General features: G+C 68.8%; 23 protein-coding genes and 1 tRNA gene. 11 read left to right on the top strand and 13 right to left on the bottom strand.

Annotated features, from left to right (window positions below; genetic code table 11):
* Positions 1–26 precede the first annotated feature (26 nt).
* From AB0H88_RS39325 to AB0H88_RS39315, 3 genes are read left to right on the top strand one after another with little or no spacing between them, the layout of a single operon-like run.
* Positions 27–443, top strand: coding sequence for a phage holin family protein (locus tag AB0H88_RS39325; protein ID WP_357653655.1), 417 nt, complete (start codon positions 27–29; stop codon positions 441–443).
* Positions 433–1,353 (top strand): alpha/beta hydrolase, encoded by a 921-nt coding sequence (locus tag AB0H88_RS39320; RefSeq protein WP_357653654.1) that lies wholly within the window; start codon positions 433–435, stop codon positions 1,351–1,353. The genes AB0H88_RS39325 and AB0H88_RS39320 overlap by 11 nt, the downstream gene beginning before the upstream one ends.
* Positions 1,350–1,793: a DUF309 domain-containing protein gene (locus tag AB0H88_RS39315; RefSeq protein WP_357653653.1), complete on the top strand. Its 444-nt coding sequence runs from the start codon at positions 1,350–1,352 to the stop codon at positions 1,791–1,793. Before AB0H88_RS39320 ends, AB0H88_RS39315 begins: the two co-directional genes overlap by 4 nt.
* Here the strand turns inward: AB0H88_RS39315 and AB0H88_RS39310 are convergent.
* The gene (locus AB0H88_RS39310) at positions 1,790–2,980 is read right to left on the bottom strand and encodes a MarP family serine protease (RefSeq protein WP_357653652.1); all 1,191 of its coding nucleotides are present in this window, start codon (positions 2,978–2,980) and stop codon (positions 1,790–1,792) included. The genes AB0H88_RS39315 and AB0H88_RS39310 overlap by 4 nt on opposite strands.
* An 80-nt stretch (positions 2,981–3,060) precedes the next feature.
* On the opposite strand from AB0H88_RS39310, the gene AB0H88_RS39305 reads away from it, so the two are divergent.
* Positions 3,061–3,597, top strand: a complete 537-nt coding sequence (locus tag AB0H88_RS39305; protein ID WP_357653651.1) for a HEAT repeat domain-containing protein — start codon at positions 3,061–3,063, stop codon at positions 3,595–3,597.
* Between the two features lie 16 nt (positions 3,598–3,613).
* On the opposite strand, the gene AB0H88_RS39300 is transcribed toward AB0H88_RS39305, so the two are convergent.
* Positions 3,614–4,261 carry a CoA pyrophosphatase gene (locus AB0H88_RS39300; RefSeq protein WP_357653650.1) on the bottom strand — a complete coding sequence of 216 codons (648 nt, stop codon included), beginning with the start codon at positions 4,259–4,261 and terminating at the stop codon, positions 3,614–3,616.
* 39 nt (positions 4,262–4,300) lie between these two features.
* Positions 4,301–5,002, bottom strand: coding sequence for an endonuclease III (gene nth / locus AB0H88_RS39295; protein ID WP_357653649.1), 702 nt, complete (start codon positions 5,000–5,002; stop codon positions 4,301–4,303).
* A gap of 62 nt (positions 5,003–5,064) precedes the next feature.
* Here nth and AB0H88_RS39290 point away from each other — a divergent pair, with 62 nt between their 5' ends.
* Positions 5,065–5,745, top strand: coding sequence for a Crp/Fnr family transcriptional regulator (locus AB0H88_RS39290; RefSeq protein ID WP_185069893.1), 681 nt, complete (start codon positions 5,065–5,067; stop codon positions 5,743–5,745).
* A 3-nt stretch (positions 5,746–5,748) separates the two neighbouring features.
* On the opposite strand, the gene AB0H88_RS39285 is transcribed toward AB0H88_RS39290, so the two are convergent.
* The 4 genes from AB0H88_RS39285 to AB0H88_RS39270 form a co-directional block, all read right to left on the bottom strand.
* Positions 5,749–6,537 carry an MBL fold metallo-hydrolase gene (locus AB0H88_RS39285; RefSeq protein WP_357653648.1) on the bottom strand — a complete coding sequence of 263 codons (789 nt, stop codon included), beginning with the start codon at positions 6,535–6,537 and terminating at the stop codon, positions 5,749–5,751.
* Entirely contained in the window at positions 6,534–7,337 is an 804-nt protein-coding gene (locus tag AB0H88_RS39280) for an NUDIX hydrolase (protein ID WP_357653647.1), read from the bottom strand. Before AB0H88_RS39280 ends, AB0H88_RS39285 begins: the two co-directional genes overlap by 4 nt.
* A gap of 68 nt (positions 7,338–7,405) precedes the next feature.
* Positions 7,406–7,864 (bottom strand): RidA family protein, encoded by a 459-nt coding sequence (locus tag AB0H88_RS39275; RefSeq protein WP_357653646.1) that lies wholly within the window; start codon positions 7,862–7,864, stop codon positions 7,406–7,408.
* The gene (locus AB0H88_RS39270; RefSeq protein WP_165959776.1) at positions 7,861–8,016 is read right to left on the bottom strand and encodes a hypothetical protein; all 156 of its coding nucleotides are present in this window, start codon (positions 8,014–8,016) and stop codon (positions 7,861–7,863) included. Before AB0H88_RS39270 ends, AB0H88_RS39275 begins: the two co-directional genes overlap by 4 nt.
* A gap of 206 nt (positions 8,017–8,222) precedes the next feature.
* On the opposite strand from AB0H88_RS39270, the gene AB0H88_RS39265 reads away from it, so the two are divergent.
* Together AB0H88_RS39265 and AB0H88_RS39260 are read left to right on the top strand one after the other, a co-directional pair.
* Positions 8,223–9,218 carry an ArsA-related P-loop ATPase gene (locus AB0H88_RS39265; protein ID WP_357653645.1) on the top strand — a complete coding sequence of 332 codons (996 nt, stop codon included), beginning with the start codon at positions 8,223–8,225 and terminating at the stop codon, positions 9,216–9,218.
* A complete protein-coding gene (locus AB0H88_RS39260) occupies positions 9,215–10,342 on the top strand; it encodes an ArsA family ATPase (RefSeq protein ID WP_357653644.1) in 1,128 nt (375 codons plus the stop codon). The genes AB0H88_RS39265 and AB0H88_RS39260 overlap by 4 nt, the downstream gene beginning before the upstream one ends.
* 44 nt (positions 10,343–10,386) lie before the next feature.
* Here the strand turns inward: AB0H88_RS39260 and AB0H88_RS39255 are convergent, their stop codons facing one another.
* Positions 10,387–10,683: a WhiB family transcriptional regulator gene (locus AB0H88_RS39255; RefSeq protein WP_148036282.1), complete on the bottom strand. Its 297-nt coding sequence runs from the start codon at positions 10,681–10,683 to the stop codon at positions 10,387–10,389.
* A 277-nt stretch (positions 10,684–10,960) separates the two neighbouring features.
* On the opposite strand from AB0H88_RS39255, the gene AB0H88_RS39250 reads away from it, so the two are divergent.
* Positions 10,961–13,147 (top strand): transglycosylase domain-containing protein, encoded by a 2,187-nt coding sequence (locus AB0H88_RS39250; RefSeq protein WP_357653643.1) that lies wholly within the window; start codon positions 10,961–10,963, stop codon positions 13,145–13,147.
* A gap of 48 nt (positions 13,148–13,195) precedes the next feature.
* On the opposite strand, the gene AB0H88_RS39245 is transcribed toward AB0H88_RS39250, so the two are convergent.
* Complete coding sequence (locus AB0H88_RS39245) at positions 13,196–13,651, bottom strand: GatB/YqeY domain-containing protein (protein ID WP_357653642.1); 456 nt, start codon at positions 13,649–13,651, stop codon at positions 13,196–13,198.
* 128 nt (positions 13,652–13,779) lie between these two features.
* Here AB0H88_RS39245 and AB0H88_RS39240 point away from each other — a divergent pair, with 128 nt between their 5' ends.
* Together AB0H88_RS39240 and AB0H88_RS39235 are read left to right on the top strand one after the other, a co-directional pair.
* Positions 13,780–14,643 carry a metallophosphoesterase gene (locus AB0H88_RS39240; RefSeq protein ID WP_357653675.1) on the top strand — a complete coding sequence of 288 codons (864 nt, stop codon included), beginning with the start codon at positions 13,780–13,782 and terminating at the stop codon, positions 14,641–14,643.
* A gap of 63 nt (positions 14,644–14,706) precedes the next feature.
* Positions 14,707–14,780, top strand: a tRNA-Pro gene (locus tag AB0H88_RS39235).
* Positions 14,781–15,098: 318 nt separating this feature from the next.
* Here the strand turns inward: AB0H88_RS39235 and AB0H88_RS39230 are convergent.
* The 3 genes from AB0H88_RS39230 to AB0H88_RS39220 all read right to left on the bottom strand — a co-directional run bounded on the left by AB0H88_RS39230 (position 15,099) and on the right by AB0H88_RS39220 (position 18,825).
* The gene (locus AB0H88_RS39230) at positions 15,099–17,339 is read right to left on the bottom strand and encodes an N-6 DNA methylase (protein WP_357653641.1); all 2,241 of its coding nucleotides are present in this window, start codon (positions 17,337–17,339) and stop codon (positions 15,099–15,101) included.
* Entirely contained in the window at positions 17,336–17,980 is a 645-nt protein-coding gene (locus AB0H88_RS39225) for a hypothetical protein (protein WP_357653640.1), read from the bottom strand. The genes AB0H88_RS39230 and AB0H88_RS39225 overlap by 4 nt, the downstream gene beginning before the upstream one ends.
* Positions 17,981–18,432: 452 nt before the next feature.
* The gene (locus AB0H88_RS39220) at positions 18,433–18,825 is read right to left on the bottom strand and encodes a hypothetical protein (protein WP_357653639.1); all 393 of its coding nucleotides are present in this window, start codon (positions 18,823–18,825) and stop codon (positions 18,433–18,435) included.
* A 525-nt stretch (positions 18,826–19,350) separates the two neighbouring features.
* Here AB0H88_RS39220 and AB0H88_RS39215 point away from each other — a divergent pair.
* On the top strand, positions 19,351–20,028 hold the full coding sequence (locus tag AB0H88_RS39215) for an ATP-binding protein (RefSeq protein ID WP_357653638.1): 678 nt from the start codon (positions 19,351–19,353) through the stop codon (positions 20,026–20,028).
* Here AB0H88_RS39215 and AB0H88_RS39210 read toward each other — a convergent pair.
* Positions 20,009–22,192 carry an MMPL family transporter gene (locus tag AB0H88_RS39210; RefSeq protein WP_357653637.1) on the bottom strand — a complete coding sequence of 728 codons (2,184 nt, stop codon included), beginning with the start codon at positions 22,190–22,192 and terminating at the stop codon, positions 20,009–20,011. The two genes, AB0H88_RS39215 and AB0H88_RS39210, sit on opposite strands and share 20 nt — an antisense overlap.
* Between the last annotated feature and the right edge of the window lie 88 nt (positions 22,193–22,280).

The following is a 22,280-nucleotide window of genomic DNA, read 5'->3' as shown; positions in this document are numbered from 1 at the left end:
CCACCAGGCCTCGATAGGAGACGTTCATGCCCCAGACTCCCGAGGAAGAATCCCTGGGCTCGCTGGTCGCCCAGGCGAGCGATCACATCTCGACCCTGATCCGCTCGGAGATCGAGCTGGCCAAGGCCGAGTTCAGGTTCGACGCCAAGCGGGTCGGCACGGCCGGCGGCCTGTTCGCCGCCGCCGCCTTCATGGCGCACCTGTGCCTGATTTTGGCCTCGTTCACGATCGCCTACGTGCTCGCCCAATGGTTGCCTAACTGGGTGGCCTTCCTCATCGTCACCGTCTTCTATCTGCTGGTGGCCGGGCTGCTGGTGTTCCTCGGGATCCGTAGGCTTAAGGGGCTGGCCGGGATGAAGCGTACGGCCAGGTCGATCAAGGGGCTCAAGGAGATAGCAAGTCCGGACAAGGAGATAGCGCCGGTGACCAGTGATGGCACCTGACGAGTCGGTCGTCCAGATCGAGGGACCGTGGAAGCACCGGGCGGTGCACGCCGGCGGCACCCGCTTCCACGTCGTGGAGGCAGGTGAGGGGCCGCTGGTCCTGCTGCTGCACGGGTTCCCGCAGTTCTGGTGGACATGGCGCGACCAGCTGCGGACGCTGGCCGCCGCGGGATACCGCGCGGCCGCGGTGGACCTGCGTGGCTACGGCGGCAGCGACAAGCCGCCGCGCGGCTATGACCTGCCCACACTGGCCGGAGACGCGAGCGGCCTGATCCGGGCGCTCGGCGAGACCGGGGCCATCGTGGTCGGCCACGACTGGGGTGGGCTGCTCGCCTGGACGATGGCGGTGCTCGACCCGAAGTGCGTACACCGTCTGGTCACCGTGTCCGCGCCGCACCCGCTGCGGCTGCGCAGGTCACTGCTGACCGACCCGTTCGGCCAGTTGAGGGCCACCAGCCCGGCGATCGGCTACCAGGTGCCGCTGCTGCCCGAGCGCCGGCTCACCCGTAACAGCGGCTCGCTGGTCGGCAAGATGCTCGACGCGTGGTCGGGGCCCGGCTGGCCGGACGAGCAGACCGCCCGCGTCTATCGCGAGGCGATCCGCATCCCGACCGTCGCCCACTGCGCGCTGGAGTACCACCGCTGGTTCGGCCGCTCCCAGTTCCGCCCCGACGGCCTGCGTTTCGCCCGGACGATGCGTACCCAGATCGAGGCCCCCACCCTGCACCTGCACGGCGCCCTCGATCGCCGGGTGCTGCCGCGCACGGCCCTCGGTTCGGGCCGCTACGTGGCCGCCCCATACCGGTGGCGGCTGATCGAGGGCGCAGGCCACTTCCCCCATGAGGAGACCCCCGACGTGTTCGACGCCGAGCTGATCGGCTGGCTGTCCGATCCGGAGCCTGGCCGATGAGAGACCGCGACCCCGACGGCAAGCCGCGCAACGCCCGGCCACGCGACTCCTACGGCCGGCCGCTGCCCTACGGCTCGACCGGCGTGGACAGAGTGCCCGACGACTACGCGCCCACCACGTCGCAGGCCCTGTCCGACGGGCGCCGCTTCCTGAGCGAGGGCCTGCCGTTCAACGCCCACGAGGTGTTCGAGGGCCGCTGGAAGTGCGCCCCGGACGACGAGCGCGAGCTATGGCAGGGCCTGGCGCAGATCTGCGTCGGGCTGACGCACCTGCAGCGCGGCAACGGGCGCGGAGCGCTGACCCTCTTCAGCCGCGGCGCCGCCCGCGTGCAGTCGTACGGGACGCCGTACGACTCGGTGGGACGGGCGGCCTCCGGCCTGAACGACGACAGCGACCCGGCACAGGCCATCGAGCTGATCCTCAGCCGGCTGCCCGGTTAGTCGCACTCCTGCGTGCCGGCCGGGGTGGTGTCGTTTCGGCCCTGGTCGGCGTCGGGTCTGACCTCGTTGGCCGTCAGCACGTAACCGGTGTCCTCCTGGCTGACCGCGGCGGCGAAGACGACGCCGAACACCTGCCCGTTGACGGTCAGCAGCGGGCCGCCGGAGTTGCCGGGCAGCACCTTGCCGCGGATCGCGTAGACCTTCCTGGTGACGTTCCGGCTGCGGTAGATGTCAGGGCCCTCGGCGTTGAGCTGGCTGCGGATGCGGGCGGGCTCGGCCGTGAAGCCCTGGCCCTTGGGGAAGCCGGCGACGATGGCGTTCTCGCCCTTCTCCGCCTCGCCGTCGAAGGAGAGCTGCGGCAGGCCCAGCCCCGGCACGTAGAGGATGGCGATGTCGCGCTGCGGGTTGTAGCGCACGACGGTGGCCGGGTGGCGCTTGTTGTCGTAGGCGAGGACCTGGAGGTCACGCGTCACGCCGGCGACCACGTGCGCGTTGGTCATGATCCGGTCCTTGGCGTAGACGAACCCGGTGCCCTCGATGAGCTTGTTGCAGCTCTCGGCGTTGCCCTGGACCTTGACGATGGCCCGCTGCGCCCGTTCGAGCTTGGCGCCCTGCAGGATGCTGCGCGCCGGCGGCGGCACGTCGACGAGCTGCCCCGCGCCGATGGCGTCGAACACCGGCGGGAACTCCGACCGGTCGATGAACTTCTTGAACGGCTGCTGCCAGTTGCGCGCGGTCTGCGGGATCGAGTCGTCGACCGTGGTGAGCAGCATGGAGTTCTTCACCTGGTCGACGAGCGGGGTGAACGCCGTCGACACGATCAGCGAGCCGATCAGCCAGGCGATCACCAGCACCGACAGCGCGCTGGCGAACGTGCCGCCGACCGCGTCCGCGACCTTGGCCGGCTCCCAGGTGACATGGCTGCGCACCACGGCGCCGATCGTCGAGGAGGCGAACTGGCCGATCGTCGCAGCCAGGAACACGATCACGATGGCCAGCAGCGCCTGCGGCGTGTCACCGTCTACGACGGCCTTGGAGATGGGAGGCGCGATGAAGACCCCGAGCACCGCCCCGCCGACGAAGCCGACGAAGCTCATGGCACCGATGATGAAGCCCTGCCGGTAACCCGAGACGCCGAAGGCGATCACGAGGCCGATCAATATGAGGTCAAGCAGATCACCGCGCACGTTTCAAAGGTAACCAGCGATTCGGTCAAGTGTGCACGTCTTCCTCAGGACGGCGACACGCGCTGGTTACCCTGGGCGGCATGCCGCCGATCGACGAAACAGTGCGCGGCCTCATCGAAGCAGCTCTCGGCGACGACGATCCCGACGGGGCGGTGCGCTGGCACGTGATCTCCGTACTAGGGCAGCGCGGCGATCTTGAGTCCTTCATCGAGGCGCGGCGGCTCTGCGCGGCGGACGACGTCACCCAGCGCCTGCTCGGGGTGGACATCCTGGGCATGCTCGAGGCGTACGTGGATCGGATCCTGCCCGTCCTGCGCTACCTGGCGGCCAGCGAGGACGACGTCATGGTGCTCTACTCGGTGCTCATCGCCTTCGGCCACCTGGCCGACCCCCGGTCGCTACCGTCGGTGATGGATCTGGCCGGGCACGAGGACCCGCGGGTCAGGTACGGCGCCGCGTACGCGCTCCAGCACGTGCTGGGCGACCCGCCGGACCGGGCCGGGCTGAACGCGCTGCGGGCGCTGGCGGCCGACAGCGACCCCGACGTGGCCGACTGGGCCGCGCTCGGCGTCGCCCTGGCCACGGGCGACCAGGACCGCCTGGGCCCCTTCGTCTGAGGCGGCCCTGGGGTGTTCAGCCCCGTGAGGCCATGTCCAGGACGTCGGGCGGCATTTCCTCCACCCGCCCGGGGTCCCACGGCCGCTCCAGCCCGCCTTCGCGCAGCACCCCGTCGAGCACCATCGCGGTGAACCCCCACACCAGCATCCCGCGCACCCGGAAGGCCGGCCCGGCGTAGCCGCCCGGATGCCGCAGCGTGAACCGGTTGCCCGGATCGACCAGCTCGGCGATCGGCACCCGCTCCACGGACTCCACCTCGGCGGGCGAGGCCGCGTGCACCGCCGACGGTGTACGCCACCAGCCGAGGACCGGCGTGACGCGATTGTCGCTGCGCCAGATGTAGAGCTCGGGCATGGTGCAGAGCACGGTCACCCCCCGCGGATCGAGACCGGTCTCCTCCTCGGCCTCGCGCAGCGCCGCCCCCACGGGCCCGCCGTCCTCCGGGTCCACGCCGCCGCCGGGGAAGGCCGGCTGGCCCGCGTGCCTGCGCCCGCGCGAGCTGCGCTGGATGAGCAGCACGTCGGGCCCGAGCGGCCCCTCGCCGAACAGCAGCAGGACCGCCGCGGGCCGCCCACCCTCAGCGGGCGGCCGCAGCCCGGAGGGCACCGAAGTTCGTACGGCCTGCGCCGCGAGCGTGTCGAGCCAGTCGGGCACCTGAGTCACGCAATCTCCAACACACCAGGGGTTCAGGGACTTCCCCACTCAGGAAAAGGGGCCCGGTCTGACGAGCTTCTGGGCCTTGGCGGCGTCCGTGGGGCCGGTGCCGTACGAGGGGCAGAGGGCGGCCAGCGGGCAGACGCCGCAGGCCGGCGTACGGGCGTGACAGATGCGGCGCCCGTGCCAGATGACCCGGTGCGAGAAGATCGTCCACTCGCGTTTGGGGATCAGCTCCCCCACCACGTGCTCGATCTTGACCGGGTCGGTCTCGTCGGTCCAGCCGAAGCGGCGGACCAGCCGCTGGAAGTGGGTGTCGACGGTGAGACCGGGCACGCCGAAGGCGTTGCCGAGCACCACGTTGGCGGTCTTGCGGCCCACGCCGGGCAGCTTGACCAGGTCCTTCAGCTTGCCGGGCACCACCCCGTCGTGGTGCGCGCACACCGCCTGGGCCATGCCGATGATGCTGTTGGTCTTGGCGCGGAAGAACCCCGTCGAGCGGATGATCTCTTCCATCTCGGCTCGGTCGGCACCCGCATAGTCATCCACTGTCGGGTACTTGGCGAAAAGGACAGGAGTAACCATGTTGACCCTCTTGTCCGTACACTGCGCCGAGAGGATCGTCGCGACCAGCAGTTCGAGCGGGGTACCGAAGTCGAGCTCGCAATGGGCGTCGGGGTAGGTTTCCGCCAGGATGCGATTCATCCGGCGTGCGCGACGCACGAGGGCGAGCCTGGACTCAGTGGGCATTCCCATAGCCTACGTGCGCCGCCTGAAGTGGGGTGCGTCACAATGGCAGCAGAGGAGGCAGAGTGAACACCGAAGATGTGCTGGGCAAGGCCCCCCTGTTCGCCGCGCTCGACCGCGAGAGCGCCGCGGCGCTACGGACGAGCATCACCGAAGTCCAGCTGTCCAAGGGGCAGACGCTCTTCCACGAGAACGAGACGGGCGACCGGCTCTACGTCGTGCTCGAAGGCAAGATCAAACTGTCACGCACCTCGCCCGACGGCCGCGAGAACCTGCTCAGCGTGCTCGGCCCGAGCGAGATGTTCGGCGAGCTTTCGCTGTTCGACCCGCGCCCCCGTACGGCCTCCGCGACCGCGCTGACCGACGTGCGCCTGGCCGGGCTGGGCCACGACGACCTGCGCCCCTGGCTCACCGGCCGTCCCGAGGTGGCACTCCACCTGCTGCGGGCGCTGGCCCAGCGGCTGCGGCGCACCAACGACGTGCTGGCCGACCTGGTCTTCACCGACGTACCCGGCCGGGTGGCCAAGCAGCTGCTCGACCTGGCCGAGCGGTTCGGCACCAAGACCGACGACGGGCTGCGCGTCCACCACGATCTCACCCAGGAGGAGCTGGCCCAGCTCGTCGGCGCCTCACGCGAGACGGTCAACAAGGCCCTCGCCGACTTCGCGCAGCGCGGCTGGCTGCGCATCGAGGCCAAGGCCGTGGTCATCCTCGACATGGACCGCCTCTACAACCGCTCCAGGTAGCCGCTACAGCGAGGCCAGGTAGTCCAGCTGGGCCCGCACCGACATCTCGGCCGCGGGCCAGAGCGACGTGTCGACGTCGTCGTAGACGATCTCCACGATCTCGCGCGGGGTCTTGGCGCCCTGGCGCAGCGCCGCCCTGATCTGGTCGAGGCGCCGGCGCCGGTGCGCGATATAGCCGTCCAGCACGCCGATCGGGTCGGCCAGCACCGGCCCGTGGCCCGGCAGCAGCGCCGCCACGCCCAGCTCGTCGGCCATGGCCCTGAGCCGGTCGAGGCTGCGCAGGTAGTCGGCCAGGTCGCCGTCGGGGGCGATCACCGTGGTGCCGCGGCCGAGCACGGTGTCGCCGGTCAGCATGGCCTCGTCCTGGGGCAGCCAGAAGCAGAGCGAGTCGAACGAGTGCCCCGGCGTGCCGTACACGCGCACCTCGACGTCACCGGCACGCACCACATCGCCGTCGCCCAGGCCCTCGTCGCCGAGCCGGTGCTTGGGGTCGAGCGCCCGCACGGGCGCGCCGACGAGCTCGGCGAAGCGCCGGGCGCCGCCGCTGTGGTCGTGGTGGCCGTGGGTGAGCAGGATCCAGCTCACCCGGCGCTCGGCCAGGTGGTCGGCGACCCGGCGCAGGTGCCCCTCGTCGTCGGGGCCCGGATCTATGACGATGGTGTCCCGGTCGCCGATGATCCAGGTGTTGGTGCCGTCGAGGGTCATCGGCGACGGGTTGGGGGCGAGCAGGTTCTCGGCGTGGGCCGTACGGGATCCGTCGGGCGAGCCCGCCGGGATGTGCAGACCGCTCATGCGGTCACCAACTGGAACTCACCGTCGACCTCCACGACCCTGGGCAGGATCGTGACGATCTCCCGCCGCGTGGCCAGGACGTCCGCCACGGAGTCGCAGGCGGCCAGCTCGGTCAGCGTGCGGTAGGTGGGTGGCATCAGGAAGATCTCTCCCTCGTGCGCCAGCTCGACGGCGTCGGCGGGGCGCTTCCAGGCGACCTGGTCGGCCTCGCCGCCGACGTCGCGGGTGCGCTGCCCTTCAGGGAGTACGGCGGCGAAGAAGCGGGTGTCGAAGCGCCGGGTCTCGATCTCCGGCGTGATCCAGTGCGCCCACGGCTTGAGCAGGTCCGAGCGGAGCACCAGGCCGCGCTTGGCGAGGAAGTCGGCGAAGGACAGGCTCCTGTCGATCAGCGCGAGCCGGTCGGCCTCCCAGTCGTCCCCTGTGGTGTCGTCGACCACCGAATCGGGTCCCGGCCCCGCGAGCAGCACCCCCGACTCCTCGAAGGTCTCCCGTACGGCCGCGCAGACCAGGCCGCGCGCGACCCCCTCGTCCGCGCCGAAGACCGCGCCCCAGTCCGCCGGAGACGGCCCGGCCCAGGCGACGGCATGGTCGGTGTCACGGGGATCGACCGAGCCGCCGGGGAAGACGTACGCGCCCGCGGCGAAGGCCATCGTGGACTTGCGCCGGAGCAGATAGACCTCCGGTCCCTCACGCAGGATGACCACCGTGGCGGCGTCCCGCGCGGGGACCGGCTGGACGCGTCCGGCGAGGATGTCCCTCGCCCGCTCGGCGAGCTCGTCTGGGAGTTGAAGACCAGTCACATGACCTCCTTCTAGAACAACTCGGGCTTCTAGAACATCACTCGGGTCATGGTGACATATCCGGACTCTCAGGAGACCTCGGCGATCAGCTCCACTTCGACCGGAGCGTCGAGCGGCAGGGACGCGACGCCCACCGCGCTGCGGGCGTGCTTGCCCGCCTCCCCCAGCACCTCGGCGAGCAGCTCACTCGCCCCGTTGGCGACCTGAGGCTGCTGCGTGAAGGCCGGGTCGCTGGCCACGAACGCCACGACCTTGACGATCCGCACGACCTTCGCCAGGTCGCCGACCTCGGACTTCAGCGCGGCCAGCGCGTTGAGCGCGCAGATCCGGGCCAGCTCGCGGGCGTCGTCGAGGCCGACCTCGGCGCCGACCTTGCCGGTCTGCGCGAGCTTGCCGTCGACCATGGGCACCTGGCCCGAGGTGTAGACGAGATCGCCGGTCCGTACGGCCGGCACATAGGCGGCCAGCGGCGCGACGACCTCGGGCAGCGTCAGCCCGAGCTCGGCGATCTTCTCTTCGGGTGTCACTGCTTCTCCCTCTTGAAGTAGGCGACGAGCTGCTCGGGCGTGGCACCCTGCAGAATCTGGACCAGCTCCCAGCCGTCGGCTCCGAAGTTGTCCAGGATCATCTTGGTGTTGTGGATCAGCACCGGAGCCGTCAGGTACTCCCATTTCTTCATGGAGGCCAGCGTAGGTGCTGAGAGCCGCAACCTGTGGCGCACCACTGAACGCGGCACGCCATAGGTGCTGAGAGCCGCAACCTGTGGCGCACCGCTGAACGCGGCACGCAATAGGCGCTGGTACCCGCGGCGGCCCGCCATAGTGTGAGCAATCTCAAAGGGTGGTCGTCGGCTTCCGGCAAGTGACCGTTCGGTAGCCTCGAAACGTGGACTCTCGGGACACCGATTGGGACGGCGTGCGACTGCACGTGGTCACCGGCAAGGGCGGCACAGGCAAGACCACGGTCGCCGCGGCCCTCGCCCTGGCACTGGCCTCGGGCGGGCGCAAGGTGCTGCTCGTCGAGGTGGAGGGCAGACAGGGCATCGCGCAGATCTTCGACCTGCCACCGCTGCCGTACGAGGAGCGCCGGATCGCCGTGGCCCCATCAGGCGGCGACGTCTACGCGCTGGCCATAGACCCTGAGGAGGCCATGCTCGAATACATGGAGATGTTCTACGGCATGCGCAGGGCGGGGCGGGCGCTGACCAAGATGGGCATCGTCGACTTCGCGACCACCGTCGCCCCCGGGTTCCGCGACGTCCTCGTCACCGGCAAGACCTCCGAGGCCGTACGCAGGCGCGGCAAGAACGGCAAGCGGATCTATGACGCCGTCGTGCTCGACGCGCCGCCCACCGGCCGCATCTCGCGCTTCCTCAACGTCACTCAGGAGGTCGCCGGGCTGGCCAGAGTCGGCCCGATCAAGAACCACTCCGATCTGGTGAGCAAGGTCGTGAAATCTCCGGAAACGGCGGTGCACTTCATCACCTTGCTGGAGGAGATGCCGGTACAGGAGACGCTCGACGGCATCGCCGAATTGCGGTCGGCGGGGCTGCCGCCCGGCGGAATCTTCATCAACATGGTTCGTGAATCACTCCTTCCACAGGCCGCACTTGACAGTGCTGTCAAGGGCCGATTCGACGTCGCCGAGCTCACACTCGGGCTCAAGGCGGCCGGTCTCTCCGACGGCGCCTCCTCGGTGGCGGAGGCACTGGCGGAAGAGGTCGCCGAGCACGCCCGCCGTACCGAGCTGGAGCGGGCCGAGCGCGCCTCGCTGGCGCAGGCGACGCTGCCGTCCTACGAGTTGCCGCTGCTGGCCGACGGCGTCGATCTGAGCGGCCTGTACGAGCTGGCCGAGGCCATCCGCACCCAGGGAGCAGCGTGAAGAAACCCGCCCTACTCGACGTCGACGCCATACTCGACGACCAGGGCACCCGGATCATCGTCTGCTGCGGCGCCGGCGGCGTGGGTAAGACCACGACGGCCGCCGCACTGGGACTGCGGGCCGCCGAGCGCGGCAGGTGCGCGGTCGTGCTGACCGTGGACCCCGCGCGGCGGCTGGCGCAGTCGATGGGGCTCACCGAGCTCGACAACACCCCACGCCTGATCAGCTCACCCGAGGGCGGCGGCCAGCTGTTCGCGATGATGCTGGACATGAAGCGTACGTTCGACGAGATCATCGAGGCGCACGCCGACCCCGAGCGGGCCCGCCAGATCCTGTCGAACCCCTTCTACCAGTCGCTGTCCTCCAGCTTCGCCGGCACCCAGGAGTACATGGCGATGGAGAAGCTGGGCCAGCTGCGCCGCTCGGACGAGTGGGATCTGATCATCGTCGACACGCCGCCCTCGCGGTCGGCGCTCGACTTCCTCGACGCCCCGGAGCGGCTCGGCCGCTTCCTCGACGGGAGGTTCATCCGGCTGCTGACTGCGCCGGCCAAGGCCGGAGGGCGGAGCGCGTTCCGGCTGCTCAACGCCGGGTTCGGGCTCATGGCGGGCGCGATGACCAAGCTGCTGGGCGCGCAGGTCATCAAGGACCTGCAGACGTTCGTGTCGGCATTGGACGCGGTCTTCGGCGGGTTCAGGCAGCGCGCGGAGATGACCTATCGGCTGCTTCAGGCGCCAGGCACCGCCTTCGTGGTGGTGGCCGCGCCGGAGCGCGACGCGATGCGTGAGGCCTCCTACTTCGTCGAACGGCTCGCTGAGGAGCGCATGCCCCTGGCCGGCCTGGTGGTCAACCGGGTGCACGAACCCACCGCGGCGGCGCTCTCGGCCGCGCGCAGCGCCGCCGCGGCGGAAGACCTGGAGTCGCGGGGCGAACACGAGTTGACCGCCGCCGTACTGCGGCTGCACACCGGCAGAATGCAACTCGCCGCCCGCGAACACCGGGAGCAGGACCATTTCCTGTCAGCCCACCCCACAGTGCCGGTCGTCCAGGTACGTGCGATGTCGGAGGATGTCCACGATCTGGCGGGTCTGCACCGGATCGGGGAACTCCTCGCGAGCACATGAGAGTACGGCCGGTGCGAGCACCGGCCGTACGCCCGAGGCTAGGGTCAGCCTGCGATCAGCTCGTTAGTCCGTTCGTACTCTTCCTTGGCGGACTCGAGCAGCTCTCGCCATGAGTCCACGTCAGGACGCCGCCGTAGCAGAGCCCGTCGTTCCCGTTCCGTCATGCCGCCCCACACGCCAAACTCGATACGGTTGTCCAGCGCATCGGCGAGGCATTCGGTACGGACCGGGCATCCTCGGCAGATCAGCTTCGCCCTGTTCTGAGCAGCTCCCTGGACGAACAGCGCGTCCGGGTCCGCTCCTCGACAGGCGGCACGGGAGGTCCAATCCGTGATCCACATTTCGACCCCACTCCCCTTAGGTGGTCAGTCGTCATTTGGGGCCGACGGGCGCGGGCGCCGAGCCTCCGTATTCAGTTGCCGCAGAGGAGAACGTACGCAACTAGACGTTCGGGCCGACAGACCCCAGAGGACCAATTTCTCGCTGGAGTCTTGACCGGGAATGACTAGTCACCCCCGTCAGTCAAGGCGAAATGGTGCCGAGTTACCGATAAGGTCACTCATTCGACGTACTCTTGGTCTTGTGCAAGCTCAGGGCAAAGATCGTTCCTCGCCGCTCTTGAACATCACGCGGCTGATCGCCGCGGGCGCGGCCGCGGGAGTGCTCACGGCCGCCATAGCCCTTCCCGCGGTCGGCGGGGCGGGGATATCCGCCAAGTCCGCGATGACGGGGATCAACCTGAAGCCCGAGGACCTGGCCGAACCCCCGTTGCCCGAGCGCACTGAGCTGATGGACGCCAACGGCAAGAAGATAGCCCAGTTCTTCTACGAGAACCGCGAATCGGTGAGTCTCGACAAGGTCGCCCCCATCATGCGGACGGCGCTGATCTCGATCGAGGACTTCCGGTTCTACCAGCACGGCCCGATCGACGTGGAGGGAACGGCCCGCGCCCTCGTCAAGAACCTCACCCAGGGCGGCGTGACCCAGGGTGGCTCGTCGATCACGCAGCAGTACGTCAAGCAGGTGCTCCTCAACTCGGCCGAGACCAAAGAGGAGCAGGCCGCGGCCATCGAGACCAGCGTCGGACGCAAGCTCAACGAACTGCGCTACGCCATGGCCGTCGAGAAGAAGTACTCCAAGGACCAGATCCTTGAGAAATATCTGAACATCGCCTACTTCGGCGCCGGTGCGCACGGCATCCAGGCCGCCGCCAAGCGCTTCTTCGGCAAGCCGGCCTCCGCCCTCAACCTCGTCGAGGCGGCCACGCTCGCGGGCGCCGTCCAGAACCCCAACAGGACTGACCCGAACGTCAGCAAGGCGTCCAGGGAGCTCCTGAAGGCCCGCCGCAACGTCGTCCTCGACCGGATGGCCGAACTCGGCAAGATCACGCCGCAGGAGGCCGCCGAGTCCAAGGCCAAGAAGCTCGTCTTCAAGGACACCAAGGTCACCGGCGGTTGCGAGGAGAGCAAGTACCCGTACTTCTGCCTCTACGTTCAGAACGAGATCCTCAACGACGAGGATTTCGGCAAGACCCCCAAGGAGCGTCTCAAACTGCTCCAGCGCGGCGGTCTCACGATCAAGACCACGATCGACCCGAAGATGCAGAAAGCCGCTGAGAAGGCCATCAAGGAGTACGTCAGCACCAAGGACAAGCCGGTGGCCTCGCAGGCGATGGTCGTGCCGGGCACCGGCGAGATCAAGGCGATGGCGGCCTCGCGCAAGTTCGGCGGCAGCAAGAAGAAGAACGAGATGAGCTACAACGTCGTCGCCGACGCCAAGCACGGCGGTGGCGGCGGCTTCCAGCAGGGCTCGACGGCGAAGGCCTACACGCTCGCCACAGCGCTCGAGGAGGGCCTGAAGTACGGGGACGGCTACCCGGCGCCCGCCGGCTACACCGCGTCCGGCTACGGCGCGTTCAAGAACTGCGACGGCAAGCGGGTCGGCGACCCCACGCATGAGGTGCGCAACTCCAGCGAGGGCGGCGGCGGCTTCAAGACGCTGCAGACCGGCACCTGGGGCTCGGTCAACACCTTCTTCATGCGACTGGAGGAGCGCGTCACGCTCTGCAAGGTCGTCAAGCTGGCCAAGCGGATCGGGCTCAAGCGGGCCGACGGCGCGAAGCTGCGCGAGTTCGAGACGTTCACGCTCGGCATCAACGAGGTCGACCCGGTCACCGTGGCCAGCACCTACGCCGTCTTCGCTTCACGCGGCCAGTACTGCAAGCCGCTGGCGATCACCGAGATCAAGGACCGCGACGGCAAGGCCACGCAGTACAAGCCCAAGTGCTCCAAGGTCATGGAGGAGGAGGTCGCCGACGCCGTCAGCGGCATCCTCTCGGGCGTGTTCACCAAGGGCACGATGCGTGAGGTCGGCGGCATCGGCCGGGACGCGGCGGGCAAGACGGGCACCACCGACGGCTACACGGCCGCCTGGTTCGCCGGTTACACCCCGAACCTGGCCTCCGCCGTCAGCCTCGGCGACCCGCGCGGCGCCTTCACCCACAACCTGATCGGCGTCACCATCGGGGGCCGCTACTACAGCTACGTGTACGGGGCGTCGATCTCGGGCCGCATCTGGAAGCAGGCCATGCTGGGGGCGCTCAAGGGCGTCGAACCCACCGAGTTCACGCCGGTCAACCACGATCGGTTCGGCGGCTGCGGCGACAACTGCGCCCCCAAGCCCAAGAAGGAGAAGAAGGCCGACCAGGGCGGTCCTCCGGACGACTTCTTCGACCAGTTCAACCGCGACAACAACGGCCGGGGGCGCGGGCGCGGCGGCGACCTGCCCATCACCCCGGCCAACTGACCTCAGTGCCCTGGGTGCCCGCGTTCGTGGCGGGCACCCGAGACTTGGTTAGGCGGACAGTCGCGCGCGAACGGCCGCGGCGACCCGTCCCCCCTCCGCACGACCGGCGACCTTCGGATTGACGACCTTCATGACCTGACCCATCGCCTGGGGGCCGGCGGCGCCGGTCTCGGCGACGGCCTCGTCGACGAGGCGGCCGAGCTCCTCGTCGGAGAGCTGCGCCGGCAGGTATTCCTCCAGCACCGCCTGCTCGTCCAGCTCCGCCTGTGCCTGCTCCGCACGCCCGGCGTTCCCGAACGCCTCGGCCGCCTCCCGGCGCTTCTTGGCCTCCTTGGTCAGCACCTTGATGATCTCGTCGTCGGAGAGCTCCCTGGCCGCCTTGCCGGCGACCTCCTCGACGTTGACCGCGGCCAGTGCCATGCGAACCGTCCGGAGGCGTACCTCGTCCCGGCTCTTCAGCGAGGCCGTCAGATCGGCCTTCAGCTTGTCCTTCAATGCGCTCATGGGTTCATCTTGCCGCCTGTACGGACGGCTACGCGCTCACGGAGCCCCATCTCACGTACTCGGGACGCCTGGGGCCGGATGTCGGGCATCATGAATGGGTGAGGAAAGCTGCCGCGATACCACTGTCCATGCTCGGCCTCGGCCTGGCCGGTCTGGGTTACGCCTCCGTCGTCGAGCGCAACTGGTTCCGGCTGCGCCGCTTCGACGTGCCCGTGCTGGAGCGCGGGCAGCGGCCCGTACGCATCCTCCATCTGTCCGACCTGCACCTGACGCCGGGCCGCAGGATGCTGATCAACTGGGTCCGCTCGCTCGGCTCCCTGGAGCCCGACCTGGTCGTCAACACGGGCGACTCGATCGCCCACCCTGAGGCCGTACCCGCGCTCCTGCACGCCCTGGAGCCCCTGCTGGCCCGTCCCGGCATGTTCGTGTACGGCTCCAACGACCTCTACGCCCCCAAGCCCAAGAACCCGGCCCGCTACCTCTGGCGCACCTCCAAGAACGAGCGCCGCCAGCACGTCCCGACCCTCCCCTGGGAGGAGTTGGGTGCCGGCATGGCGGCCGAGGGCTGGCTCGACATGAACAACACCACCGCCCGCCTCAAGATCGGCGACCTCGACGTGGCGGTGGCGGGCATCCACGACTCCCACATCGACCGCGACCGCTACGACCTGGTCGCCGGCCCCGCCCCGGCCGACGCCGACCTCCGCCTCGGCGTCATGCACTCCCCCGAGCCCCGCAACATGACCCGCTTCGCCGCCGACGGCTACCAGCTCCTCCTGGCCGGCCACACGCACGGCGGCCAGCTGTGCATCCCGTTCTACGGCGCCCTGGTCACCAACTGCGGCATCGACCGACCCCGCGTCAAGGGCCTCAACCGCCACGACAGCGCCTGGCTGCACGTCTCGGCCGGCCTCGGCACCTCGCCGTACGCCCCGGTCCGCTTCGCCTGCTTCCCGGAGGCCTCGTTGCTCACCCTGGTCCCGCGCCGGTAAACGCGGTCACAAGCACCCGCGAAGTCAGCTAGACTTCTCAAGCACGCAAAAGAGGGCGTGCACCGGGGTGTAGCGCAGCTTGGCAGCGCGCTTCGTTCGGGACGAAGAGGCCGTGGGTTCAAATCCCGCCACCCCGACCCAGCAAGACCAGGTAGAAGGCCGCTTCCGAAGATCGGAAGTGGCCTCTCTTGTTCTCTGAGTGACTTTCTGCGTGACTACGGGCGGCCAGCCCGCTGGCGACAAGCGCTAACAGCATCCGCACACAAAGGCTCGCCTCGCGCGCCCGTTTCCTCCCTGGACGACGTGATTTCACAAGCGCGCCACCGTCCGAGATGGCTGACGTTGATGCCGCGCTCAAACACCGCCCGCACCTACCTGGCGATCCGCGCGGCCTTGGCAGGCACCGCAGAGGAGCCTTGGCGGCCACCGCCGTCTTCACCACCGCCTGAGGCGTTTCACTCGGGCGGCATGACTCTCCCCGAGGCCAGGAGAGGAAACAGCGTGTCACGGAGCGCCGCGGTGGTCCGCGCGATCTGCTCATGCACGGTGATCTTGTCGCTCAGGGCTTGGAGGGCACGGCCGATCGTCTCCCGAACCTCCGTGGGAGGAAGCACCACAGGCAGGGTTCCCAGGACGCGGATGTTGATGCTGGGAAGCACGCTCCCGGCAGAATTGCGGGTCAGCCAATCAAGCACCGATGGGGAGCTCAGATAGTCGCTCAGGTACTGCGGGTCGACTCCCCCTCTGGGACGAATCCTGATCAGCCCCGTGCCGCACACCCACCCTTGGTGCGCGGAGGTCACCAGGGCGTGCCGACCGATCACTCCGGTCCGTGTGCAGACGATGTCGCCCTCTGCGAGCCGATAGCTCTCCAGCTTGCCGGCTGTGTCCTCATCTATTCGATCGAAGGTTCCCGAGATGCGCCCGCCGAAAATGCCTGAGATGGGCCCGCCTTCGAGATTGCGCGGCTTGACGACGCCCACGGGCCCGTCGTCCGAGGCACGGGTGAAGGGGCCCGCGGTGAGCTCGCTGATGTCGGCGAGGCTCACTTCGCGCCAGCCCGGCGGCAACTCACCGATCGGAGATTCGAGGATCTGAGGCCGCCCGATCACCTGATCCACCGCCATGTCCGCCCTCGCCGCCTGCTCATGCAGCCGATCCAGCTCGCGGAGCAGCGTCTCGATGCCTTGACGGCCGTCGTCCGTCCTGGCGGCGGGCTCGCTGATGGCGTACTTCCCGGGAGTGAGGTCGTAGTCGCTTCTGCTCAGTTCCTCACCGGTCACGACGGCAGTGGGCAACGCCTCGTTGGCCGGGATCACACCCGCACGCCAGTCGGCGAGAACATCGCGAATCGCCTCGTGGTCCTCCTCCGACAGCTCGCGCTGAGCGCGCTGTGACAACCGGCCCAGCCCCGTCGCGTCCACCAGGAGAAGCTCCTGCCGCGGAGTCGGAGAGCGGCGCAGGACCCATATCGTCGCGCCGATCGCCGTGTTGTAGAAGAGCATCGAAGGCAGTGCTATCACCGACTCGATACAGCCGTCCGCCACCATGGCCTGCCGGATCGCGCGCTCGCGTCCCCCTCTGAAGGCGGCGCCGGCCGGCATGACGACCGCGGCACGCCCACCTGGCGCCAACCGCTCCAGCACGAACTGCAGCCAGGCGAAGTCCGCGTTGCCGCGAGGCGGTGGTCCGTAGAGCCAGGACCTGTTCAGCGCCGGATCTTCCTGGGACCAGTTGCGTATGCCGAATGGGGGGTTCGCCACGATGTAGGAATAACTAGGCGAGGGTTGATCGGGACGGCTCAGGACGTCGAGCGACTGCCTGCCGAGCCGGGCGTCGATGCCGTGCAGCGTCATGTTCATCTTTGCCAGGACCAGAGCCTCGGCATTGAGAGCGTCGCCGTGGACGGTAAGGCCAGGGGCTTGGAGGGCCGCGGTGAGCAGTATCTCCCCCGAGCCGCAGCATGGATCGTAGATCTCCCCGGGTGTTTCGGCGGCGAGGGCGTCCACCAGAACGCGGACGACGGAAGGAGGCGTGTAGAACTCCCCACCGCGCCTGCCCTCCAACGTGGCGAAGCGATCCAGCAGAGCGCGAAACGCCCCGGCGCCGCCCAGCTCGCCGACCGCGACGTCGGCGAACTCGACGAGCTCTGCGGGGATTTTCGCGTCCACATTGAAGGCGACGGGTGACAGCATGTCGCCGGTTCCGAGCTTGTTGACGATGAAGGTCATCAGCGCTGTCGCATCGCTTCGGCTGCCTGTGACGACAGATGACCATCCATCTCGATCCTGCGCTCGCGTATAGATCAGACTGAGCACCAGATCGCGGTAACGGACGATGTCGTATGTGCCTCTCAACCGCTCGAGCGTCCGCCACAAGTCGCTTGTCGCAGGCTGCTCGCGCCTGGCTGCCGAGCGGGCCTGCGGCATCTGTGCTGCCGGTCCTGCGAGGTTCCTGCGGAACCGTTCGCCGAAGGTCGCGCCCGGCCGCTCATCCGGCAGGAGCGCGTTGCTCGCGATCCTGCGCAGGTCGAGCCACTCCAGCAGCGCCTCGACCGCGAACAGTTCCTCTCCTTCGACGAGCCGCGGCCGGGGATAATCCTTGTGTCGGCGCTCCCAGTTGGTCACGGCGGGCCGTTTCACTTGAGCCAGCCGCGCGATCTCGGCCCGAGAGACGAAACCCTGCGGAGAGGTCAACGTATCGTCCCCTCCGGCCGGCGGGTCAGCACCTCCGGCACTCGGTCGAAGGCTCGCAGCCAGCCGACGAAAAGCGGTTCCACGTAGCCCAGCATCCTGTAGATCTTGGCATGGTCCGCTGCCAGATGCCGGTGATGGATCGGCTCATGATGCATGATGCGATTACGCAGGAGGACCATGGCCTGCAGATTGTCGCGCAGCGACTCTCTCCTGCCCGAATAGTACGGGAACGCACGGTGCAAGGCCGGAACCCACAAGTGCCGGTCGTACTTCCGGCTCAGAAGCGACACCCAAAAGCCAAACGACAGCTCAGTGACCACGTCATCGGCGGAGGGCAGGCCGACGCCCTTCCTCGCCAGCTTCTGCTTCGCCGCGGTGATCTTGGCCGCCTCAGAATCGTTCAGAGGAGCCACCCGCCACCAATCGTCCCTCCCGAACCGGCTTCGCAGCCGATCGTGCTCGGCGTTACGCAGGCAGATCTCCAGGCAGTGCAGCGGTCCGTAAAACGCCTCGGACACCTGGACGTTCCACTGGTACAAGTCCCACGCCACCAGACGGTCGCCCGAGAGCGCGCCGAGATACGGGGCAAAGCGCGGTACGGAGATCACCCGCTCAACCCACCCGGGCAGATCGGTATGCAAGACGACACCTCCGAAGGCATGGCTGACGTGCAGCGGCGCCTCGGGGTATGCTGAGTCTCGTAAGCCCCGGGTCCGCCTCTGCTCTGCATGCCGCCCGGGGCACGGCTTTTCCCTGATCCAAAAGCCGTTACGAATCCCGCCTCGAAAGGCTTTCGCTGTGCCGCAAGAGTACAGTCCTACGATCACTCGGCGCAAGTGTATTGAGGCTACAAAAACTGTTAACCCCCCCCTGGGGACGGAAAGCGTGATCCCGTCCCCTATCTGACCAGAGACTCGAATGAACGTGTCATCCACGTTCGGGACGAAGAGGCCATGGGTTCACATCCCGCCATCCCGACCCGTAGGTCAGAGGCCCTTTCCGGAGCGATGCGGGGAGGGCCTTTCACATGATCGTGCGTCACACATGCGGCAAGATCGCTAATTCGTTGACGCCGGGCGTGCGCTGTCGCGGGTCAGCGCAGGTTGAGCGGTGTGGTGACGACCAGGTCCCAGTCTGCCCAGCCTGCGGCATCCATCCAGGCGATCATCGGCCGGCCGTGGCTGTCCAGCGCCATGGTCAGGCCATGGCCACCGCCGCGCCGGATCGTCGTGATCGGGGTGCGCGTACATAGTGATCGCGTGCAGGTGGCGATGACGATCCGTTCTCGGTCGAGGTCCTGGTAGGCCACCAGCGGCCGACCATCCCGGTCAAGGACCATCACCGACGCCGTGTTGCGGCCGGGTTCGGCCAGCGTGATGGTGCCGGCCGTTGAGCACTCGCGGGTGTGGCAGTCGAGCAGCTTGATCGCGCCGTCGGTCATGTCCAGGTAGGCGATCAGCGGCCGGCCGTCGGCCCGGACCGCCATCGGGCTCGCCGTGGGCCGGATGCGGCGCGGAACCCTTGGGCCGGTGGTCTCCGCCGTGTGGGCGTCTGGCTGACCACCGTGGCACTGGCCACGATCTTCCGCAGACGACGGGGACCGGCCGAGACCGCGCTGCGCCGCCTGACGTACGGCTCATGAGGTCGCGTGCCACGGTGACCGACCGACCCCGCCTAGGCCCTCAACGCGGTGGACACCGACGACGATGAGGACGACTTGGAGCCGCTGCGCTGATTGGCAGTGGCAGGACCGAACGGTCACTGATCGCGGCGGCGGTCGACAACCATGCTGGTGCTGTCGGCTATGGTGGCGGCATGGGTTGCTTCGCCGCTATGAACATCCGCGCCGCCGCTTAGCGGCGGTATCGCGGTTGCCGTAAACCGCGGCCTCAACGCCTGCCCCACTGGGGTCAGTGCCAAGGCGTACCGCCGGATCAGTGTCCCGCCGGCAGCCCCATCGCGTGTCTCGCTGTGCTGCCGGATCGTCCCGCGTGATCCGGGGAGCGAATCCATGTCGCAGCAGTTCCATCCAACGCACCAAGATCCTTTTCCTCGCACGTCCGAGACTTCCCCCGCCGTCGCCAACGAGCCGGTCGCGGCCATCGCGAAAGCGAAGCCGAACCATGACGTGCGGCCCCAACCCGCCAAGCTGCTCCTGATGGTCGGGCTCCCCGGCGCCGGAAAGACCACCCGGGCCGAAGAGCTCGCCGTGGCGCACCGCGCGCTGCGGCTGACCCCGGACGAGTGGATGATCTCCCTGTTCGACGGGTCGCAGCCCGACGGCAAGCGCGACTTGCTGGAAGGACGGCTCATCGCACTAGCCCTGCGAGCGCTGCGACTGGGCACCAACGTCGTGCTCGACTTCGGGCTCTGGAGCCGCGACGAACGGTCGGCGCTGCGTTGGCTGGCAGCATCGGCCGGGGCGGCCTGCCAGGTCATCTACCTGTCCATCGACAAGGACGTCCAACGCGCCCGGATCGCACACCGCCAGGCAACCGCACCGCACACGACATTTCCGATGAGCGAGGCGGACATCGACACATGGCGGAAGCAGTTCCAGGCACCCGATGCCGCCGAACTCGGCGGTGGCGGCATCCCCGGCCCGCCACCGGGGTGGCTGGGCTGGCCGGAGTGGGCCGCGGACCGATGGCCCTCGCTCGCACACGGCATCACCTCGGTCGCGCGGTAGACCTGGACGCGCGACCTCTAGGCCACCAGTTGAGGGGTCCGGCCAGGCGCATGAGGCTCGGCACCAGCACCGCCCTGATCACAGTCGCGTCCACCAGCACGGCCACCGCCATGCCGACGCCCAGCATCTGCACGAACATCACCTGCGCGGTTGCGTACGCGGCGAAGGTGAGCGCCAGGATGCCGCCGGCCGCGGTGATCAGCGGAGCGCCCCGCTGCAGGCCGGCGGCCACCGCCTGCTCGGTGTCGCCGGTCCTGTCGTACTCCTCCTTGATCCGCGACAGCAGGAACACCTCGTAGTCCATCGACAGGCCGTAGGCCACACAGAGCATGAGGATGGGGATGCTGGGGTCGAGCGTGCCCGTCGGGGTGAAGCCGAGGAGACCCGACAGGTTGCCGTCCTGGAAGATCCAGACGATGGCGCCGAACATGACGCCGAGGCTGAGGACGTTCAGCAGGGTCGCCTTGATCGGGATGATCAGGCTGCGCGTCATGAGGAACAGGACCACGAACGTCACGCCCAGCATGAGCGCGAGCACCAGCGGCAGCCGGTCCACCACCGAGGCCCGGTAGTCGGACAGCTCGGCGGGATAGCCGCCGACCAGTACCTCGAAGGGCGGCGGCACCGCGCGCACGGCCTGGACGAGCCGCACGGGGTCGTCGGCCAGGGCCGCGGCCGACGGGACCACCGACAGCCACGTGCCCTCGCCCTGGAACCTGGACGGGTCCCCGTCGCCCACCTGCCGCCCGTCGGCGAACGACCCGGCGGCAGAGTCCACCTGGGCCACGCCGGGCAGCCGGGACAGGCTCGTCGCGTACGCCGTGACGTCCCCCGTCACCGCCTCGCGCGAGACCAGCCGGATGGCGTCGGTTTCCTCGGCGGGGAACGACTGACGCACCACCTCCTGCGTCTGCCGGGAGGGCGCCTCCAGGGGCAGGATGCGGTCGTCGGCCACGCCGAAGCGCAGGCCCAGGAAGGGCGAGGCCAGCACTAGCAGCAGCACGGTCGCCAGGCCGCCGAATACCAGCGGCCGGCGCATCACGCGGGTGGCCAGCCCGTGCCAGAACCCCGCCGCCCGCTCCGGCCGCTCCCGTCTGGGCACCATCGTGCCGCCGATGGAGGCGAGTACGGCGGGCAGCACCAGCACGGCCGCGACCAGGCCGCCGATGACGACGGCGATGCCCGAGTACGCGAAGGAGCGCAGGAAGTCGAACGGCAACGCGAACAGCACGGCCAGCGACGTGGCCACGGTCAGGCCGCTGAACAGCACGGTCCGGCCTGCGTGCTCGACCGCCCCCGCGACGGCCGCCGCCCGGTCCTTGCCGCCCCGCACCTCCTCGCGGAAGCGCTGGATCACGAAGAGGCAGTAGTCGATGCCGAGGCCGAGCCCCATGGCCAGCGTGAGATTCAGGGCGAACGTCGAAATTTCGGTAAACGTCAGGACGCCACGGAGCAGCGCGAGCCCGATCATCATCGCGAACAGGCCGGCCAGGATCGGCACGAGGGCCGCCATCGCGCGCCGCTGGTAGAGCCAGAGCAGCACGAACGCCAGCGGGAAGATGACCAGCTCGGCCCGGACGAAGTCCTGCCTGGCCAGCGGCACGGTCTCACGGAAGACCTCCTCCCCTCCCCCGGCCCGCACCTGCAGCAGGTCCGTACCCCGGGTGATCTCGGGGACGAGCCTGGGCAGCACCTGTGCCCGCACGTGGTCGGCGTCCCCCGGGATGCGGACCACGATGAGCGCGTGCCTGCCATCCTCGCTGCGCATCGTGACGGGCCTGCCGCGGGTCCAGTACGAGTCCGCCTCGGCGACGTCGGCCTCGCCCCCGATCCGGGCGGTCAGCTCCTTGCCCGCGGCCTCGACCGCCGGATCGTCCACCGTGCCGCTCTTGGCGGTCACCAGGAAGATCATGTCGGGGCTGCCGGTGTCGAACCGCTCGACCAGCTCGGCCTGCGCCCGGTCGGACTCCGAGCCCGGGGCCTCGAACCTGGCCAGCGACAGCCGGGGCACCGCGCCCGCGGCGAGCACTCCGGCCGCGATCAGGCCGAGCAGGGCCAGCGTCAGGACGAGCCGGCGGCGGCGTACCAGAAAGTAGCCGAGCCTGCGCAGTGGCGGCTCCGCCGTGGCCGAGTGGACGGGGCGGAGCCGCGCGCTGACCGTCATCGCGTGAGTCCCAGAGCGGTTCGCATGGGGTCTCCGATCAAAACTCGGTAAACTACTCGTGTTTGCTGTCTCGAACAGAAATACAAGT

The sequence above is a fragment of the Nonomuraea sp. NPDC050680 genome, from assembly GCF_040654555.1.
Lineage (GTDB): Bacteria > Actinomycetota > Actinomycetes > Streptosporangiales > Streptosporangiaceae > Nonomuraea.
This window is presented reverse-complemented; position numbering and strand designations above follow the sequence as displayed.